Source organism: Vibrio sp. GJ43-1, from assembly GCF_055808835.1.
The window spans coordinates 1,719,961-1,739,236 of the sequence record NZ_CM147884.1 but is presented as its reverse complement, the minus strand read 5'-3'; the positions used below and the strand labels follow the sequence as shown (position 1 = coordinate 1,739,236).

At 45.6% G+C, this 19,276-nt stretch carries 22 protein-coding genes and 1 pseudogene; 3 read left to right on the top strand and 20 right to left on the bottom strand.

All coding sequences use genetic code 11. The annotated features are described in order from the left end of the window. Positions 1–74 precede the first annotated feature (74 nt). Positions 75–1,187 carry an OmpP1/FadL family transporter gene (locus tag AC0L66_RS08455; protein WP_473569108.1) on the top strand — a complete coding sequence of 371 codons (1,113 nt, stop codon included), beginning with the start codon at positions 75–77 and terminating at the stop codon, positions 1,185–1,187. Positions 1,188–1,829: 642 nt separating this feature from the next. On the opposite strand, the gene flgA is transcribed toward AC0L66_RS08455, so the two are convergent. The 20 genes and pseudogenes from flgA to AC0L66_RS08355 form a co-directional block, all read right to left on the bottom strand. Then, complete coding sequence (gene flgA / locus AC0L66_RS08450; RefSeq protein ID WP_265673042.1) at positions 1,830–2,552, bottom strand: flagellar basal body P-ring formation chaperone FlgA; 723 nt, start codon at positions 2,550–2,552, stop codon at positions 1,830–1,832. After that, entirely contained in the window at positions 2,545–2,946 is a 402-nt protein-coding gene (locus tag AC0L66_RS08445) for a hypothetical protein (RefSeq protein ID WP_265673043.1), read from the bottom strand. Before AC0L66_RS08445 ends, flgA begins: the two co-directional genes overlap by 8 nt. Positions 2,947–2,953: 7 nt before the next feature. Beyond that, complete coding sequence (locus AC0L66_RS08440; protein WP_473569106.1) at positions 2,954–3,241, bottom strand: flagellar biosynthesis anti-sigma factor FlgM; 288 nt, start codon at positions 3,239–3,241, stop codon at positions 2,954–2,956. Positions 3,242–3,299: 58 nt separating this feature from the next. After that, positions 3,300–4,187 (bottom strand): hypothetical protein, encoded by an 888-nt coding sequence (locus AC0L66_RS08435; protein WP_473569105.1) that lies wholly within the window; start codon positions 4,185–4,187, stop codon positions 3,300–3,302. A 133-nt stretch (positions 4,188–4,320) separates the two neighbouring features. Next, complete coding sequence (locus tag AC0L66_RS08430; RefSeq protein ID WP_265673045.1) at positions 4,321–5,325, bottom strand: FliG C-terminal domain-containing protein; 1,005 nt, start codon at positions 5,323–5,325, stop codon at positions 4,321–4,323. An 11-nt stretch (positions 5,326–5,336) separates the two neighbouring features. Further along, positions 5,337–6,983 carry a flagellar basal-body MS-ring/collar protein FliF gene (gene fliF / locus AC0L66_RS08425; protein WP_473569104.1) on the bottom strand — a complete coding sequence of 549 codons (1,647 nt, stop codon included), beginning with the start codon at positions 6,981–6,983 and terminating at the stop codon, positions 5,337–5,339. A gap of 46 nt (positions 6,984–7,029) precedes the next feature. Then, a complete protein-coding gene (fliE, locus tag AC0L66_RS08420; RefSeq protein ID WP_265673047.1) occupies positions 7,030–7,416 on the bottom strand; it encodes a flagellar hook-basal body complex protein FliE in 387 nt (128 codons plus the stop codon). Between the two features lie 115 nt (positions 7,417–7,531). Next, positions 7,532–8,410, bottom strand: coding sequence for an OmpA family protein (locus tag AC0L66_RS08415; RefSeq protein ID WP_265673048.1), 879 nt, complete (start codon positions 8,408–8,410; stop codon positions 7,532–7,534). A gap of 18 nt (positions 8,411–8,428) precedes the next feature. After that, positions 8,429–9,316, bottom strand: a complete 888-nt coding sequence (locus AC0L66_RS08410; protein WP_473569102.1) for a flagellin N-terminal helical domain-containing protein — start codon at positions 9,314–9,316, stop codon at positions 8,429–8,431. Between the two features lie 6 nt (positions 9,317–9,322). Next, positions 9,323–9,706, bottom strand: a complete 384-nt coding sequence (locus tag AC0L66_RS08405; protein ID WP_473569100.1) for a flagellar basal body rod C-terminal domain-containing protein — start codon at positions 9,704–9,706, stop codon at positions 9,323–9,325. Then, the gene (gene flgK, locus AC0L66_RS08400) at positions 9,646–10,707 is read right to left on the bottom strand and encodes a flagellar hook-associated protein FlgK (protein WP_473569099.1); all 1,062 of its coding nucleotides are present in this window, start codon (positions 10,705–10,707) and stop codon (positions 9,646–9,648) included. Before flgK ends, AC0L66_RS08405 begins: the two co-directional genes overlap by 61 nt. Further along, entirely contained in the window at positions 10,707–11,405 is a 699-nt protein-coding gene (locus AC0L66_RS08395; RefSeq protein WP_473569098.1) for a rod-binding protein, read from the bottom strand. The genes flgK and AC0L66_RS08395 overlap by 1 nt, the downstream gene beginning before the upstream one ends. Then, the gene (locus tag AC0L66_RS08390) at positions 11,405–12,586 is read right to left on the bottom strand and encodes a flagellar basal body P-ring protein FlgI (RefSeq protein ID WP_473569097.1); all 1,182 of its coding nucleotides are present in this window, start codon (positions 12,584–12,586) and stop codon (positions 11,405–11,407) included. The genes AC0L66_RS08395 and AC0L66_RS08390 overlap by 1 nt, the downstream gene beginning before the upstream one ends. After that, a pseudogene (flgH, locus tag AC0L66_RS08385) lies at positions 12,586–13,250 on the bottom strand (flagellar basal body L-ring protein FlgH). Before flgH ends, AC0L66_RS08390 begins: the two are co-directional and overlap by 1 nt. Positions 13,251–13,390: 140 nt before the next feature. Further along, positions 13,391–14,176 (bottom strand): flagellar basal-body rod protein FlgG, encoded by a 786-nt coding sequence (gene flgG, locus AC0L66_RS08380; RefSeq protein WP_265673055.1) that lies wholly within the window; start codon positions 14,174–14,176, stop codon positions 13,391–13,393. 11 nt (positions 14,177–14,187) lie between these two features. After that, positions 14,188–14,922, bottom strand: coding sequence for a flagellar basal body rod protein FlgF (locus tag AC0L66_RS08375; protein WP_473569095.1), 735 nt, complete (start codon positions 14,920–14,922; stop codon positions 14,188–14,190). Between the two features lie 3 nt (positions 14,923–14,925). Next, positions 14,926–16,158: a flagellar hook protein FlgE gene (gene flgE / locus AC0L66_RS08370; RefSeq protein WP_473569093.1), complete on the bottom strand. Its 1,233-nt coding sequence runs from the start codon at positions 16,156–16,158 to the stop codon at positions 14,926–14,928. Between the two features lie 162 nt (positions 16,159–16,320). Then, positions 16,321–16,986 (bottom strand): flagellar hook capping FlgD N-terminal domain-containing protein, encoded by a 666-nt coding sequence (locus AC0L66_RS08365; protein WP_265673058.1) that lies wholly within the window; start codon positions 16,984–16,986, stop codon positions 16,321–16,323. A gap of 84 nt (positions 16,987–17,070) precedes the next feature. After that, positions 17,071–17,499, bottom strand: a complete 429-nt coding sequence (gene flgC, locus AC0L66_RS08360) for a flagellar basal body rod protein FlgC (RefSeq protein WP_265673059.1) — start codon at positions 17,497–17,499, stop codon at positions 17,071–17,073. Positions 17,500–17,585: 86 nt separating this feature from the next. Beyond that, positions 17,586–17,933 (bottom strand): flagellar basal body protein, encoded by a 348-nt coding sequence (locus tag AC0L66_RS08355; RefSeq protein ID WP_265673061.1) that lies wholly within the window; start codon positions 17,931–17,933, stop codon positions 17,586–17,588. A 178-nt stretch (positions 17,934–18,111) separates the two neighbouring features. Between AC0L66_RS08355 and AC0L66_RS08350 the strand changes: the two genes are divergently transcribed. Then, entirely contained in the window at positions 18,112–18,879 is a 768-nt protein-coding gene (locus AC0L66_RS08350; protein WP_473569091.1) for a FliM/FliN family flagellar motor switch protein, read from the top strand. A gap of 46 nt (positions 18,880–18,925) precedes the next feature. Next, a complete protein-coding gene (locus AC0L66_RS08345) occupies positions 18,926–19,276 on the top strand; it encodes a FliM/FliN family flagellar motor switch protein (RefSeq protein WP_265673063.1) in 351 nt (116 codons plus the stop codon).

Here is a 19,276-nt window from a genome sequence, read left to right as displayed (position 1 = left end):
AGCGTGAACGCGACATCAATTGCGTTCACTGCTTTGCCGTCACAATATTATCCACTTAACGTGAGACTATAATCTTGAACGTTCATCTAACTACGCTTTCCTTGTGCATTGCAGGGATAGCAGGCTCTTTCGCGCACGCGGGAGGACTCAATCTATCTCAAATCGCCACAACAGAAAGTGTTGGCACAGTCCGTGTTGGCAATGTCACCTCAAACGACGCGTCCGCTGTCATCACCAATGCCGCTAATCTTTCTGAGATCAGTGAAAGCGCCTGGATACTTGGTCTTCAGTACCTAGATGTCGAGTCCAACTTTGTTCGAAGTGATAACGGCTCGTCAACAACGGGCAGCAGCTCAGACATACTCCCCCATATCTCTTACGCAACCCGAGTAAATGATAAATGGGTTGGCGGCGTTGCACTCCACGCAGCCGGAGGCGTGGGCGTAAAATACTCTCAAGGCGTGGGCGCGAATCCCGCCCAGTTGATTAACGAGAACAGCATTGCAGCGCTGAACCTCACCTCGTCTTTGTCTTATCAACTGGGCGACAATCTATCATTGGGTGGGTCGCTGACATTGCAGCGCGCCGCACTTGAAGTCCGAGGATTGAATGGCCTTGAAGTGAAAGGGGACAGTGTTGATCTCGGATTCGCGTTGAGCCTCAGTCATAACATCAGTGAAGACACTCAATTGGGTGTCAATTATCAAGGTCAGTTTGACCACGATTTTTCCATCGAGAAGCTGAATAGTTTTGGGCTAAATACCGAACTCACCTGGGTTGAAACTCTGAGCCTAGGGTTGCGTCACGCGCTGAATGAAGACGTCAATGTGCTGCTTAGCGCGAATATGGAAGCGTGGCAGGATTACGATGACAAGTATTCGGCCACCTACTCTTTTGGCGTTGGCTTAGAGTATGCGTATGAAAGTTGGCTGTTTTACAGTGGTGTAAGTGGCGATACAAGCCCTGTTGATAGCCAAAATAGAGACGTTCTATTGCCACTCGATCAGCAATGGCGTATTGGGTTTGGTGCAGAACGCAAGATATCCCAAGATCTACAGTTAGGTCTGAGTTATCAATTCCAGCATCTTGGCGACGGTGAGATCAATGCCGATTCCGGACTGTTCCAGCCAAATGGTCACTATTCGACCAATAGGGTTCACTTCATAACTCTTTCACTTCGTTACTAACTATAGTATCAAACTTTAAACTCTCCATGGGGCACTTCTGAGTTACGAAGCACCAACTGTGAACGTGTCGATACAACCTCATTTATCAGCTCGTGCCCATCCTAAAATATCAATTAGACCGTCATCTTCGTGAAAACGAAGATCTTCTTAAGCACGTAGATAACTGAAAATGCGAGAGTAAATCATATAAAGTAGGTTTACGCCTCGCTATATGAGATTCCCTTTGTCAAGGGAATGACGAATGTATTGGGGTGGATGCGAGATACGAAAAGGGCAAAAGTTTGTTAGCCGATCCGGTGACTCAGTTCACTTCTGGTGATAAACGATTTACTCCCTATTTCCTATGATGCCAAACATCACCGTTATCCTCACCAAAGTGAGGATCTTCTATAGTGTGTGATTCGCTGGGTGTTGTTGGTAGATTGCTACCTACGTAGGCGCACGGCTACTGGCGTGACTGTATTTGGATTTGAGTACTGACGGCCAGTAACACCGAAGAAGAAAATTAGGCAAGCCCGCGCAGACAAATCTCTAAACCAACCAATTGAGGCTGACTTCTCATAGTGAGTCATATTGGACACGTGAAAACAAAAACGGTATTTCGCGCCACCTAAATACCCACGATAAAAGCAAGACTATCCATTAATACACTTGTACAACATGACTATCTATTACAACAGCACGAAGCCTTTTACCTGATTGGTTATTTTTTACCGCAATGGTATCACCAATTAATCCGCTTTCTAGCGCGGTGCCTTGCGTTTGTAAACTGAAGGTTTTGGAGCGATACACCACATTAACGGGTAAGCCCTTCTCTACATCGTAATCTAGATAAAAGCGTGACGTGGTCAGCAGCTCACCTTGACTCAGCGAACGTTTAACTTTGCTACCCACCAGTTGATTCGGTTCAAAGAAGACTTTTTGGTCTTTGGATAATGTCACGGACTGAAACGTCACATCTTCATGTGATAAGCGCTCGCCTTTCTTTATCGCGCGCGTCGTGATAGCGGCCTGCACGGTAATCCTGCTTGTTGTCGTTGCGGCGGTTGTCCATCCTTCACTAGGACAGTGAATAGACCATTTTTGAGTACCGAGCTTGATTTCACTTTTAGTCGAGACCTGTTCTACGCCAGAGCATGAGGGGAGTTTATTCAGCGCTTTTGAGAAGCGCTGCTTTACCTCAAGTTGGTATTGTTGAGGATAACGGTACCTCATTGTTTGTTCTATCTGGTTTTCAATAGCAATAGACAACCGACCTTGTCGAGTGAGTGGCTGTTGCTTAATATCGTTGGCAAACACAGACCCTACGCTGCACAACCCTATAACGGTGGCGAGCGTTGATAGCACCATATCAGAGCTAGACATTGATCCTTAACTTGTGTTTCGCCAGCGCTTCTTCCATCACTTGGTGTTGTAGAATCATCACACTGCCTTGTCGAGCAAGCTTTTCCTTACACACCATGACGGATGCCTCAATTTTTTCGTCCATCGCGGCAATTTTCTCTTTAAGTCGCCCTTTCAGCTTAGTCTGAATAACGTTGGCATATTGCCTATCTTGGCAACCGAGTTTTTTCGCCATTGCAAACCGGGCAAGATCCACTTCAGCCAATTGATGCGACAAAGAAATGATTTTTTGATTAAGTGACTCCAAGCGCTGGTATTCCCCCTTCAAAACAGCGTGTTTAACTTCATCTAAGCTGTCTGACAGTTGTCGAGTGTATTGCAGCATTCTCTGTCCATAATCGATATAGCTGAGCATTATCCTCTTATTTGCCATGATCAATTCTCACCAGTATTTTTGCGAGTTCATCCATATCAAACGCTAATTCCCCGGAGGCAATCTGCGCTTTAATGGACTCAACTCTGCTGGTATCTATATCTCCTACCCCATCAAATAACCGTTTCGCGTTATCCATTAAGTCAACTTCGTGTTGAGATAGATTAATCGACTTAACGGGCGACTTTTTATCGGTCTCTGCCTTTTTGTTCTGAATAACATCAACCTGTGACTGCGGCACAATATGTTTAATGTTATCTACCTTGATTTGGCTCATCGTATAGCCCTCACTTCACCCACTCATCTAACTATAACGGCAATTTTGGCAGCCTGTTTCATATTTTCTTCAACAATTTAATGACATTATCTCGAGTTGGTCCGGTAAAGCCTCGTTGTATCGATGTTAAGGATAACTCTGGGTTAGTTTTTAAATGCTCTCTGAAACTGCCGAACTGTTGTAATTCCGGATGAGTACAAAATGCAATCAACTGATTCGCTTTCTCTTTTTTATTTTTCAGCACTTTGGATAGTGCTCGGTACATCAAATTCACCCGTTCAATCAACCAACTGATTTGCTCTATCGCCCCTTCTTCGTTCACGGGTAAACGTGTGATGTGATCAAGTAATGGAAACAACGGCTGTACATTCACTGCAACAGGTGGACCTTCCGCGTATCTCCCCCCTTGCCCTGAAACATACACTTGGCCATCCCATTGACGCCAGTGCTGATCTTGCATCCCTACCACGAATTGTTGCTGCGAGTTAATTCTTAACTGCAGATGCGCGTAGGCAAACATTAACTTAAATTGCTCGACTAATACGTCTCTTTCTTCTGTTCTTTCAAATGCTAAGGCGACAAGCCGATTATTAATATACAAAGACACCACTTCATCCCGAAAACGCTCGCGATTAAGATCTAAACCAGGAATCGTGAACTCAATGATCGGATGATCATTTTGAATAGGCGCAAAGGACACATCGACCACGTGCTGATCAAATAAGCGCTTTTTACTCCAAAAGATGAGCTTCTTTTTAATGGCGTCGATTTGATTGGCTTGCTGAGGGGTGTACTGGGGCAATTCTGCAATTTGGCGAAGTTTTAATAGCTCACTGGCAACAGTACGTAACACTTCCCCCGCCATTAATAACCGACTGTACATTTTATGCGAATCGGACACCTCAGCAATGAGCTTAGGTCGCTCCTGCAGATTCATCGTCAACATTTGCTGTTTTAACAGACTGGCGGACGACGGGCGTGTTTGCAGCTTATCTGGCTTTTTGATCTTGCCTGTCGATGTCGCGTTGACTTTGTTTCTATTGTTCGGGATGCTAGGTCAGTTTCATCACGATGCCCTCCTAGGTCAACCTTGGCTCATTAGCGAAATTGAGTTTGATAATGTCTTCGCTTTGTAGCTGCTTAACGATATCAATAATGTCTTTTCTCGCTTGTTCCACTTGGCTCACTGGTACCGCCCCAATACGAACGAGGTTTTCTTTAAGCTCTGTCGATACTCTTAACGGCATAGAATTGATGATGTATAAGCGGCAATCTTTGTTTGTCCCTTTGAGCGCATACGCCCAAAGCTCTAAACTGACACGTTCATTAATGAGGTTGATGGTTTCCAAATCTTGATTAAATAAGGTGAAAAAATCAAACATAGCCTCTTCCACCAGCTCTGCGGTTTCTTCATCTTGATCATGTAAAAATTGAAATAAATTGCTTTTGTTGCCTGAATAACGATTAATCAGATTCGCGACCACTTTCGAACCTTGCAAACTGGAAGACCCGCCACTGTGATAATTGATTTTGCACCGATCAATTAAGTCTTTCAGGGTCTCCATCAATCCGGAGGTCAGCACCTGCGTTTTGGAAATTTGCAAAATAAGCTCGTGACACTGCGCTTCACTGTACTCTTCCATTACTTTTGAGCTGTACTCTAAAGGGAGGTGAGCAATCAATAATGCTTGCAGATTAATGTGCTCTTTTTGCAGGTCATTCACCAGTAAATCTGCTGGAATCCATGCTAACTTTTCTGCGTGTGAGCGTATTTCATCACCATAGATTTCGGATACTAAATCTCGCGCCAAATTACCATTCAGTGTTTTTTCTAACACGTTGGTGATGTAGTTTCTTGTCCCGCCGAGAATGCCTGAGTGCTTACGAAAATCATCAAAAAATCCCGTTAGAGACACGAGCGCATCCTTCGCTTTGATGTCCTTCATTTTACTCATAGCGTGCGTGATTTGTTTTATCTCTTCATGTGTGAAGCCTTTCAGCACATCTGCGCCAATGTCTTCGCCCATCGTCAGCATTAACATTGCAACGCCATCTACTGACTGGTAAGTCTGTTTACCATCCATGGTATGTCCTTCTATGCTTGAATCCAGGTGCGTAATATTTCAGCCACTCGATTGGGGTCTTCTTTCGCGATTAACTTAAGGTGTTTAATTTGTACCTCTAATGGGCTATCCGCAGATGGAAGGTTATCATCCAGCGCCTTAATTCCTGTGGCATCAATGCCTAAGGCTTCCAGTTTTGACTGCAGTGCGACTTCTGCAACTCGCTCTTCCTTAGTAATAACATCACTGTCGTAGTCTACATTTTCAGCGAGTTGGTCCTCTCGCTCGGCAGATTTTGTTAAATACTGAGCCAAGGGTTTTAACACCACCATAATCATGAGGCCACTCAACATCACCCCTAATAAATATTTGATTGGCTGCATAATATTGGTGTTTTCAAACCACGGTATTTTCAATGCATCGGGTACGGCCGCGACAACAAATGGAAAGTGAGTAATGTGGATGACGTCACCGCGTTCAACCTCAAAGCCAATCGCAGAACGGACAATATTTCCAATATTGGTGAGTTCTTCATCAGTCCACGTTTGTTCGCCATTCGCCATATCATTCACCACCACCGAGACTGAGAGTTTTTTCAATACACCTTGCTGGTGTTGGGTATGCCTAATTTTGCCACTCACCGCATAATCTCGAGAGGTTTCACTGCGGTTCACTTTGGCGTTGGGATCGGGTTGTGGCTCTCCATCAGTAACCGGAGGTGTGTTACTTAGTGCGCCTGGAATACCGAGAGCCATTGAAGATTCATTCACGTCATTCAACAGCGTTTCTTTACGCACTACAGGGTCAGCGTAAATCTCTTCCGTTTCTTCTATCTTCGAGAAATCAATATCACTGGCAATTTGAACCCGAAAATTACTCGCCCCTAAGATAGGTGTGAGCATATCGGTTGCCTGAGCCACCAAGGTGCGCTCTACGTTGCGTTTATAATCGGTCTGCTTACCCGTGGTCACGGTAATGTCACCTACGGTGGCGTCGTTTGACAATAAACGGCCGTGTTGGTCTATCACCCTAACGTGTTCCGATTTCAAACCAATCACCGCTCCAGACACGAGATTAATCACCGACTCTACTTGAGCAGGTTTTAAATCCATACCATTAATAATATGCACAATGACTGATGCTCTTGGCTGCTCTGCCTCTTCACGCATGAATAGGCTTTCTTTGGGTATCGCCAAATGCACTCTGGCTAAACTCACAGCGCTCATAGTGGAAATACTGCGGGCGAGTTCACCTTCCAGCGCATGACGATAGCGGGCACTTTCCATAAACTGACTTTCACCAAGACTCTTTGAGTTGTCGAGCGACTCAAACCCGCTTGGAAGCTGCTCTTTCAACCCTTTCGACGCTAATACCATGCGTATTTTTGCCACATCCCGCTCCGGGACGAGTATCTGACCATCATCCTGGCTTAACTGATATTTAATCGACTCTTCATCAAGCATTTGCAGCACTTGGCTAGAGTCGTAATTTGCCGATTGACTATAGAGAGGACGAAACCTTTCCGCTGACGTCCAAAGCATAATGACAATAATCGCGGCGGTAATGGTCGCAAAAATAGTAATAATAATGACATTACGTTGAGAGCTTTTCCAAAATCCGGCCACCCACCCTGAGATTTTGCCCAGCTGCACTTTTGCCGCCCCCATCTCGTTGGTCAATGCTAAGCTTACTTTCCAGTTCTGCTGCCATTGCCGTTCCCCTTTGCTAAATTGGCATCTTTATGATGTCTTCAAAATTTGACACCATTTTATTTCTCACTTGCATGAGTGCATTAAAAGAGAGCTGAGCTTTTTGCGCTGCAACGGTGGCACCGATAAGATCATCACTTTTCCCAAGGTCAACCGCGGTGACTTTTTCAGATGCATGTGATTGGTATTGATTAACGGTATCTAACACCCCTTTCAATGCCTGACCAAATTCCAATGACCCTTGCGATATGGGGTTAACATCTGACAATGATTGCCCTGACACACCATGAACAAAGGGTGAGGATATGGGTTGATTAGACAATGGATTGGTTGCAACTTGCTGCCGGACTTCCATTTTCCCGACTAACTGTTGCTGTAATTCCATTACACTGATTTTATCCATTGCTCGGTCTCCTACTGCCTGTTATCTCGCGTATTGTTATGCGGCACGAATCTATTTACCTAACCATCTATTTATCTACCAATCTATTTACTTACTAACCTGTTTACGTACTCACTTATTTACGTACTAAGCGAATTTCTACTCGGCGATTCTTCTCTCGTCCTTCTCGCGTTGCGTTGTCATATTTAGGGTAACGATCGCCATGCCCTCGGATCTCTAACATGGCTTTCGATACACCGTTTTCGACAAACCACTGCGCGACGTCCGAGCCATTTTGTTTCGCGACCTGCAAGTTGCTGACCGAGTCTCCTGTGTTGTCGGTATAACCGTCAATGAGCACCTTAACGATGGCGTTGTCTTTTTTTATTAATGTGCTGATGTCGTCTATCATGTTTTTTTGCTGCTCTGTGAGCGTCATTGCCCCTTCTTTGAACTGCAATTCAACACGTCGGGCATGCTGAAAATTCACGGCTGGTAATTCGCGTTGGCATTGATTGAAGGCTTGCAACGCTGGTTTAAAATTGGTGGTCGGGAAATAGACGTCAAAATCCATCGCATTGATGTTAAACCAGGCGCCGCGTGTCATATCTTCTAGCATATAAGCCGCGCCATGACTGGCAATCAAGGTGCTCCCTTCTAGCTCCACATCCTCAATCGTTGTGGTGGCATAACCTGTTGCGTTTGCCCATACTGGTTTCGTGGTATTAAACGAGGTAGAAGTAGGAAGCGCTCGACCACTTTGCCGCTCCACTCTAATCTGAAGTGGCTGGGCGGCGATGACAACAAACTGAACATCAAAGCCAGTATGTGGATCGCTCGATTGTAAAGTGCAGCGATCGACGTCTTGTCCATGACGCCATTGAACACTATCAAACGGGACAATATATCGCTGTGCAAATACCTGAGCTGAAAACCCAATAAGTAACAGGACTAGCCCTAGTGTTTGGCTAGTCACCATCAAATTATTACTGTTTATTTCACCCGCTCTGCGCATCCTTCGCCCCATGTAAGATCAAATCAAATCAAATAATGAGATACCAGCAATCTGAATAAAGGTCTTTTGTGTCGCCTCTAAGGCGATCATACTTTGATTCAGTTCCACCGATGCTTGAGCGTAATCCAACGCCTCTAGTTCTGTTTTTACTGTTTCAGCAAAAAACACCATGTCGATACTGGTTTCTTTCAGCCTATCCAAAGAGTTGTATTGGCTGCCTATGTCAGTGAGCGTCAATAACACGTTTTGATGAAGTGATTGATTACTATCAATCGCGCTTTTCATCGTGGGAATAAATGTCGCCGACGGTACTTCTAATTCAGCGATTGCGTTGTCTAAATCGGTAAAAATGGCGCTACTGCCAATCACATCGCTGACGGTAATATTATTCGCCACGTATTGGTCATCGCCGACTTTAGTCTCTCTATAATCACCATTCGTGTTCATGGTATAAGGAGGGAGGATGTCGATGGATGGGTTTGAAATATCAGTGCCAGAAAACAAAAAACTGCCGTCGTTTGACTGATTTAACGTAGTGAGCATTTCACTCTTAAGCGATTTGAGCTCCAGGACTATCCCTGCTCGGCTGTGCTGGTCTAGCGTGCCGTTTATCCCTTGTAGCAACAGTTCATTAACCTGCTGAGATAGCTCTTCCAGTGTATCCACATTGGTTTCGTAACGGGTCAACTGGGATTGGACATTATCAATATTCCGTTGGTACTGCTGGTTGTCCGACATGGTCTTTTTAAGCCCTTCTAGCCGCACTGATGCGATAGGATCATCGGACAAATGATTAAGTTTTTCATCGGTAGACATTTGCTCAAACACTTTATTGAGCCTGATGTTGTTGTCCATTAGTGAACGCTGCATCACCGCATTAAATTGAGAATCTGTCACTCGCATCATTTGCTCCTAAAATGCCTGCAGAAGAGTTTGAAACATCTGATTGGCAGTACTAATCACTTTCATGTTGGCTTCATACGCATTGAGGTAAAGCATCATGTTCGCGGCTTCTTCATCAGAATTAACCGCACTTAGACTGTCGCGTACCACTTGGGCATCCTCTAGACTGATCTGCGCAGCGCTCGCTTCACTTTCTGCCTGTCGAGTAAATATCCCTATTTGTCCCAACAAACCCGAATAAGCGCTATAAGGCGTTTGTCCGACAACGGACCCATTGCTTAACGTCGTTTGCGACAACTGAGATAGTGACTTCAGGGTATCGCCGTTACCGACTACGGAAGGATCCGATGAAAAAGCGAGATGTTGCGCCGACAGCGTCGAATCAATGGCCAATGACGCCGCTTCGCTTCCGCTGCAGTATAGGTAAATAGGTCTCGACCCACCGAGCCATTAAGATCAAACCCAGCATTGAGAACAGAATTAACACCACCAGCAAAGCCTAGCGCTAAATCGTTGAGCGTGGCTTTAATCGGTTCAAACTGCAATTGCTTCAGGCGCTCCATGGCGCCAAGCTCTCCACCTAAAGAAGCGTCCACTGAGGAGGTCATGGATTGGAAAGACAGCGTCAAATCTGTGCTATACGGATCCCCATTAGATAAATCCCTTGCTAATGAACCAGAAAAACCACCAATCACCAAAGGTTGACCATTAGGGGTGGAGACTTCAACGCCACCTGACTCCATATAAATCACTTGAATATCAACCGATGTTGCCAATTCATTTAGATGCTTATCCATGGCATCTTGCAAACCCGCCACGTTTTTTCCAAGTAAGGCGTCTTCTTGCAGTTTTTGGTTTAGCTTCGCAATGCTCTCTAACTGGCTGTTTACATCCATTATTACAGCGCTATAACGTTCAGATTGTGCGGCTTCTTGCTGATTTAGCTGTGAATAGATGGAATTAAATTGTTGTGTCAACGCGTCCGCGTTGGTTAATACCTGTTGACGAAATGCCAAGCTTTCCGGCGCGACACTGGCTTCATCAATTGCAGCAAAGAATTGATTCAATCCTTGAGTTAAGCTGAGTCCATCGGCTCCTAACAGATTTTCTAAGCTCGATAATCCACTGTAATAGGTCTGCGTATACTGGGATGACTCGGTTGCTTCTCTTAATCGATTGGTGGTGGACTGTTCAGCAATTCTTAGAATACCGTTCACTTCCACTCCCGCCCCAAGATTCATTCCGTTAACGAAATTACCAGAGGAAGTGGCGTCAAAATTGACAATCTGCCGACTGTAACCCGGTGTATTCACGTTGGCTGTATTTTGCGCGGTGGTATTAAGAGCAACACGATTTGCCAACACACCACTTAACCCTATATTCACCAATCCCATTATTCTTGCTCCTTAGCGAGTGTCATCTCATTTACACTCATAAACTGCGATGTCTTTTGTTTAGTGTTGGATACCTGAACGCCTAAATCTGGCACCTGAGCCGACAACTGCTTATAAATCATTTCTGCTAAACCGAAAGAAGATTGTTGACTGATTTGCTGTGCCAGTTGTGCATCTCGCATTTCTTGAAACATGCCTGCTGATTTGATTGAAAGAGGGTTGTCATCGTCACTAAGCACTTCACTTGCGGCGCGCATTCTTTTCAGCATTTGCTGCAAGAACAGCGCTTCAAATTGTTGTGCGGCGGCAATCAGCCCCTGCTGTGAATTGTCATGTTTCAACTGTGCGAGAGAGACGTTATCAAGATAAAGATGCGAAGGTGCCGATGAGTGTGGCAGCGGAGATGGATTATGTAATTGTGGATAGCTAAATGGTTCAGCACGCTGGACGCTGCTTTGAAAAGCGTCTTGCGTCGCCAATCCGATGGGGTTTTGTTTCACGACCGTTGACGTAGCGATATTCTGCTTAACTATTATCTTAGGGGTAACGGCACTCTGCGCCGCCACACTAGGCGTTAACCGCGGCACGCCTTCCTGCCCTTGCTGATTCGAGTTTGTATCAGCCGCTATTTTAGCGGTGACAAAACGCTCTACGATTGAGTGCTTTGCTATACTGGTCAGGGCCGTTGAATCAATCATTAGATCACCACCAAATCCCCATTTATCGCGCCAACTTCATCAAGCGCTTGTAATATTTGCATGAGTGCTTCTGGAGACGCGCCGATATTGTTAATGGCATCCACGATTTCTTGTAAATTGGTTCCCCTTGGCCACACCATCGTCGTCGCATCTTCTTCATCTATAGTAATTTGGCTATTTTGAACCACGGCGGTTTCCCCTGCGGTATTGAATGCCCCTCCGGGCTGAGACACCGATTCTGACTCCAATATCGTCACGGTAATCCCTCCTTGGCTTACCGCCGCCTCAGATACCGTGACGTTCTGACTAATGACCACCGTCCCCGTTCGTGAATTGAAGACGACCTTAGGTAACTTTCGTCCTTCATCGACTTCAAGTGCCTGAATCATCGCCACAAACATCACTCTGTCTTCGCTATCTTGTGGCGCAGATACTTCCACTTGCCCTTTATTTATCGCCTTAGCGACCTGACCGCCGAAGGTTTGGTTAATCACCTTGGATATATTCAGCGCCGTTTCATAATTGGGTTGTTTTAATTGCAAACGAATCGTGGGATCGCTATCAAAGCCTGAGGTAATTTCTCTTTCAAGCGTCGCGCCATTTGGAATTCGCCCCACTGTTGGTGTGTTCCGGGTGACACTCGTGCCATTTTCTCCAGTAGCATTAAAGCCTCCCACCACCAAGCTACCCTGCGCGACGGCATAGACCTCGCCATCAATACCGCGCAGTGGCGTAAGTAATAATGTGCCACCACGAAGGCTCTTCGCATCCCCTAGTGATGAGGCGGTCACCGTCAGTGTTTGACCCGCTCCCATATGAGGTTCAACCGACGCGGTCACACTTACCGCCGCCACATTTTTCAATTTAGGGTTGGTCGCATCGTCCAGCTGGACACCGAACTGCTTGATCATATTCACCACCGATTGCTGAGTGAATTTGACCTGAGACTTATCCCCGGATCCATCAAGCCCAACGACTAACCCATAACCAATTAACTGGTTTTGCCTGTCGCCGTACACCACTGATATTTCAGCGATAGGTCGAGCGCCATAAACCGTTAACGGCAATAAACACAGCACAAGTGCCACCAAGCTAAACCAGTTGGCTAGACACGCACAGGGGAAGAGCCAAGCATCAATGCTTTTATCACAACACCAGCGAAGTGAGCGTATGACTTCCATTAAAACGGCATCCAAGGTGAAGTGAAAAATTGAGTGAGCCAACCTGCGGTATTACTGTCCGCAAACGTTCCTCGACCTAGGCATAGGTAATGCGTGCATCAGCGATTCGCTGTGAAGACAGGGTGTTATTGGCTTGAATATCATCGACACGAACGTTCCCAGTAAGACGAATATACTCGTCGCCTTGGTTTAATTTCAGCCACTTCTCTCCCCGTACTCTAAGTACACCGTTGGGTAATACATCGTAGACGGTTACGGTAATAGAGCCCGTTAGCCTGTTACCCTGTGACGTTGCAGCTGCGCCATCAAAGTCACGACTGGCATCTAGCGCCACCGTCCCTTCGTCGTAAACGGTTGTGCCCAATGTTGGTGCCGAGACAGTGACATTGGAGTCCTTACCAAACTGTGTGGAAGCACTTTTGTCTGATTCGGTTTTTTCATCTAAAACGACGGTTAATATGTCCCCAACTCGATAAGCTCGACGATCTTGAAATAACGTCATGGCGGTAGTCCCCGTATAAAGGCTGCCTTTGCTTACTCGCGTCACATTATAATCAAGCTTTGGTGGCGCATAGGCTTCGTCATTAGGAGAAGGGGGAATAAAATCATCAGAGCGCCCAGCACAACCACTGATTCCCATTACCATCAGAGCTAAAATAGCCATCAACAATGTCGTGCAACCTTGTCTGATTAAGGCCTCACTCTGAGCTACCAACACATGAACAAGGCCATTCTTTACATTGACAACTTGCGTCTGTCGCATCGTAATCATCCCTAACCGTATCTTCACCTTTACTGAGCTATCTACGCTTGCTGCGCAATGTATTGCAGCATTTCATCGGCGGCACTGACCATTTTTGCGCTCATTTCATACGCTCTTTGCGTCGCAATCATGTCTACCATCTCCTCGACAACTTGAACATTGGAGCCTTCGAGTGCGCCCTGCTTTAGCTGCCCAGAGCCTTCGGTCCCAGCGACTAGCTCTACCGCTTCACCCGAGCCTTCTGTTTCTAAAAATAAATTGCCCCCCTGCGCTGAAAGACCAGCAGGGTTCATAAATTTCACGATGGTAATTTGCCCTAAAGCCTCTTGATTAACTTGCCCCGGAATCGTTGCCGTTGCGACACCATCGGCGGTAATACTGACTAAGGTGGCTTCTGGTGGAATAATGATTTCAGGGATCAGCGGATAACCTTGCGTATTCACCAGTTGACCATCTGAATTAGCATGAAATTGCCCGTTTCGGGTGTAAAGTAACTCTCCATCAGCATTTTCTATTTGGAAAAAACCATCACCCAAAATGGCAAGATCAAACTGCTGATTAGTATTTTGAATACTGCCTTGCGTGAAGACTTTCTCTGTGCCAACCACACGCACACCGTTACCTAATTGCACCCCTGTTGGGTGTTCATTGAGTTCGCTGGTTTCCGTTCCTGCTTGTTTGTCCACGCTATAAAATAGGTCTTCAAACACGACGCGGTCTCGCTTAAAACCAACCGTATTGATGTTCGCTAAATTGTTGGAAATAGCGGTCATTTTTGCATCTTGAGCCGCCATCCCTGTTTTAGATATCCATAATGCGCTGTGCATATCAATCTTCCTTAAGCCTTAAGTAACTGATTGCCAATTTGAGCAATTTCATCCGCAGATGCCATAACTTCAATTTGCATTTCATACTGCCTAGTTAATGACATGATGCTGACCAGTTCTTCCAAACTTGACACGTTACTCGCTTCTAAATAACCGGAGCGAACCAGAACGGTAAAGTCTTCATCGAGTTCTTCGCCATTTTTGGCAACAAAGTGACCACTGGCATGCATCGTCATATCGGCCGTATCTGGCTTCACCATTTTTAATGAACCCACTTCCAACGACGCTTCTCCGCCAATAGGCGTGACAGATACCAACCCATTTTCGCTCACACTGACAAACTCAAAATCAGGAAAGATCATCGGGCCATCGGTAGACATCACCCGTCGCTCACCAAGATATAATTGCCCTGCGCCATCCAAGCGAAAGTTTCCCGCTCGTGTATACAATTCATTAGGCTCGCCTTCTAGCCCTTGCAGCGCAAAGAACCCTTCACCATTAATGGCGACATCCAGTGGCCGCTCAGTGCGAATATCTTCGCCCTGAGCAAAATTATTAATGGCGGAATTACTACGCGATGTCACTGAAGTTAAAAAGCCCGACCCCTCCAACTTCATTGGGGTCGAATGCTCCATCAAGGCTTTAAAACCAATGGTGTCGGCATGGGACAAATTGTTGGCTCGAACATGCTGAGCCAACATGGTTCGTTCAGCCCCTTTGGCGGCACTAAATAAAATGGGGTTCATAATCTACACCACGTTAAAAAGTGCTTGGGTGAGCTGATCAGACGTCGATATCGATTTCGTGTTGGCTTGATAGTTACGCTGCGCTGTCATTAACGCCACTAACTCTGAAGTGAGATCAACATTTGAGCCCTCTAGCGCCCCTGACGTTAAGTCACCGAACACGCCACTGCCTGCGGTTCCCAATACCGGAGTCCCAGAACTAAAGCTTTGCAGCCAAGCGGTATCACTTGTCTTAATGAGGTTTTGAGGCGATGCAAAGTTGGCAAGCACCACTTGGCCCTGCAACTGAGATTGCCCGTTGGTGTAAGTTGCAAAAATACGACCGTCGTTTTCCATTCGCACACTGGCATAATCACCCGAGGTGTAACCATTGGGGCTATTTTTGGATACGACGAAATCACTGCCATATTGCGTGACCGATGACAAATCAACATTAACCGTCACGCTGTTGGCGCCATTCGCAGGGTTGAATGTAATCGGATACACTGTGGTGCCTGTTGCATCAATGGTACCATCAGCGTTAAACGAAAACGTTGCATTGTCGGTTGCCGTTGGAGCCCCTGCGGGGACTAAGTTATCTGTACCATCAATGGCTTGGCCATCAACCAATACGTGCACCTGCCAATCGTTGGCAGCCGTTTTCACAAAGTACTGGCTCATAGTGTGAGGATTACCTAAGGAGTCATAAACGGGCGTGGTATAAGAATGGTTGTAAGTTGACGAGTCGCTATAGTCGAAAGCCAATACTGGCGCGGCCTCTCTGGCATCTAGATTAGCGACAAACTCGACGCTGTCCGACTCCTTAGCTTGTAAGGATGCGGTACTGATTTGAACCGTGCCGACCGAGCCAAGCAATAAATTGTTATTGGCATCAACGGAATAACCTTGTAATGACCCACCGTTATTGGCGGTAATCATGCCATCGGCATTCATGTTGAATATACCAGAGCGCGTATACAAGGTTTGCCCTTTGCTGTCTTCTAGAACAAAGAAACCGTTACCAGACAGTGCCATATCTAACGAGCGTCCGGTCCCTGTCACCGTGCCACTTTTTTCAAAGTTTTGCGATACGCCGACCACTTCAACACCACCCGCTTCACTACCACTATAAACAGACGCAAACTCTGTTCGTGATTCTTTGAACCCCGTGGTGGATACGTTCGCAATATTATTGGATATACTATTTAGCTCTGAGTTCGAGGCATTTAGCCCACTCAATGCAATACTAAAACTCATTGTGCCTTCCTCTTCATCTTAAAAGAGGCTATCTCCACCCAGACATCATCTCGTGGAGAACGACAGCCATCACCTTACTTACAAATATTGGTCAAAGACCAAACCTAAAATTGACTAATTTCCTCGATTACTCCGTTACTGTTACTCAAATCAATAACCAATCTACTGAGCAAACGCTGCCACATCATAAAACGCAACTTGCCCCACTCCCGTCACGTCTATCTGACTCGTTCCCCCGACCAAGGGTGTAGTGACTTGTTGAACTTTACCTTGTTGGTAAATTGCAGGTTGATATTCCTGCCCCTGATCCAATTGCACTCGCATCTGGTACACGCCATTTAAACCCAAATTATCGGCGTCAAAGGCGTAGTCCACTCGACCTGCTGGATGAGCGCCCAGTGGTAACGCTTTTACATTGCCGACGGCATCGATAAGCTCAATTGTCACATTGTTCGAGGAAAGGGTGAGATCCAAATACCCCTGATGGCGGCTGCTCGATGAAGCAATAAGTTGGTCACTTTTAACCGTCACCGTTTTGTCCACTAACGCGGCGGTGCTCAGCACCTGCAAATTATCCAACATCGTCGTATTCGCTTGCATAAGCTGCACCAAATTCTCAGAGCTTTCCACTTGAGAAAACTGTGCCAGTTGCGCCACATATTCCGTACCGTCTGTGGGATTCAACGGATCTTGATTTTCAATCTGAGCCACCATCAAGGTAATAAATTCATTCTTCAGCGCCCCTGCGCTGTTCGGGTTACTTTGTGGTGGCGATGTTGATGCCGATTCGATAGTGGTTGCCTGCGCCGCGCCATTAATGGTTGTCATCTGCCATTCCTTGGTTATTGTCAAAGTCTTAAGGTCTTAAGGTCTCAAGGTCTCAAGGTCTTAAAGTCTTAAAGTCTCAAGCGACTAGTTACGCCACAAGCCCATTAACGATTGCTGCATTGACTTAACATTCCCTAGCACTTCGACGCTCGCTTCAAAAGAGCGTGTCGCGGAGATCATGTCGGCCATCTCATTCACTACATTGATTCCAGAGTAGTAAACGTAGCCTTCTGGGTTAGATAATGGATTATTTGGCTCATAACGCCCTTCCATCATGGAGGAGACTTCTACCACATCGGCAATTCGAATGGGCACGACACCATTACGATGAGATTCTTGTGCATCGAACTGGTTATAAATCGCTGAAAATATAGGTTTAAGGGGTTTATAGACCTTAGCCGGATCGCCAGATACAGAATCTGCATTCGCAAGGTTACTAGAAATGGTATTTAACCGAACGGTTTGCGCACTCATTGCTGAGCCAGCCGTTTCGTAGATCCCTAAAAATGACATGGTTTCCCTACCTTAGTCGTTTAACATAATCGTCGCTTTTACTGAGTACCTCGAGTACGAATCGACACCCGTACGAAAGTCGGTAACTATTGCCCTTTAATCGCTGACTTCAAGCCATTAATCTTTGATTGTAAAAATGCCAAACTTTGGTGATAGTCCATCACATTTTTGGCAAAGCGAGCCTGCTCCGTTTCCAACTCAACGGTATTGCCATCGCGGGTTCGTTGAACGGGTATGCGATATTGCATGCTGCTGTCCATAGCCCATGCTTTGGTCGAACCAATTCCGCTTAAAACAGCGTTAAACGTAAGATCCATTGCTTTGTAGTTTGGTGTATCTACATTGGCAATGTTTGAACTTAACACCGCGGCTCGGTCTAATCGAAACTGCACCACTTCAGGATGCACGCCCAATGCTTTGTCTAAGTGAATCATATCCTAGCCTTCTCAGGTCACTGTTGCACAATATGCACTCAGACCCTTATTGTTATTACCACTCATCCTCAATTCCTAATCAAACCACATTGAAATGAGGTTGCTATAACCTATAGTTAGGAATAATCGACGTGTCAAACTTGAGACCGCGTCAAAAAACAAGCAATATGGACTTGACATGAATAAAATATCGTTGACTGAATTTGGTAATCCCAATTTAAAAATGCGTAAGTTTTTGCTTAAACATACGAGTCACTTCTCTAATGAACTCGTGGATGTTTTTAAATTTAACTTCTCGGGAAAACACGTACGCACGCACTTTGCCTCAGCGTCTAGCGCTTCCAAAGACGACATTCAAACCGTTTTGCATATCGAAGAATTTGGTCATGTTTTTTTCTACACTGCCCCCGAGACCATCGACTTATTACTGCACCAACATTTAAATAATCATGCTCCTCAAAACACAAAAAAAAATAAGAAGGTGCCACTAGTCCTCACTCAAACCCATCACAGATTATTCCAAAAACTTGCCATGGCAATTACCAACATTCTCACTGCAGATGCTGGGCATTATGCGGTGGAACACACTGATCATCCACCTTCTGATATTGGCGTCTCTGTGACTTTCAATTTCGATGGATGTGAGGCTGTTATCACCATCATGATTGACAGCAAATACGTTAAAAAACTTCGTTCGCTACTTAACAACGACGAAAGCTTCGATAGTGATGAAATTTTAAACACGTTACGTTATCAACCCGTGGAATTAGGCTGCGTGCTGATGAAGGGACAGTACTCGATGCATGAGGTATCACAGCTTAAACCGGGGCATTTCATCCCACTCACTCTTTGTAAAACCTTACAGGTTAAAGTCAATGGTCAACCGACGTTTATTGGGAAAATACAAGCTATTGACTCTGAATTAGGAGTAATTATTGATGGCTAACAATAACAGGCACGAGGCAAACGATAACACGCACGAGGGTAATACTATGTCCACTGACGATTTAAATCTGCATGATGAACTTCCCGATTTAGGCGACTTAGATCTTGATGATCTCGAAGACGATGAACCAGAAACTTCGTCGTATCAAAGCATTAATAACGTCACGCTACTGAAGAGCATTCCTGTCGACATAACCGTTGAAGTAGCGAGGAAAACGTTGATCCTAGACGAACTACTCAGCCTAAAATCTGGCGATGTCATTATGCTAGAGAAACACGAAGGTGAGCCTGTTGATATTAAAATTAACGGTACAGCGTTTGGCACAGGAGAAATTGTCGCCAAAAATGGTCAGTACGGTGTCAGGCTGCTTAGTATCACGAAGAAACCAATCCAGTAA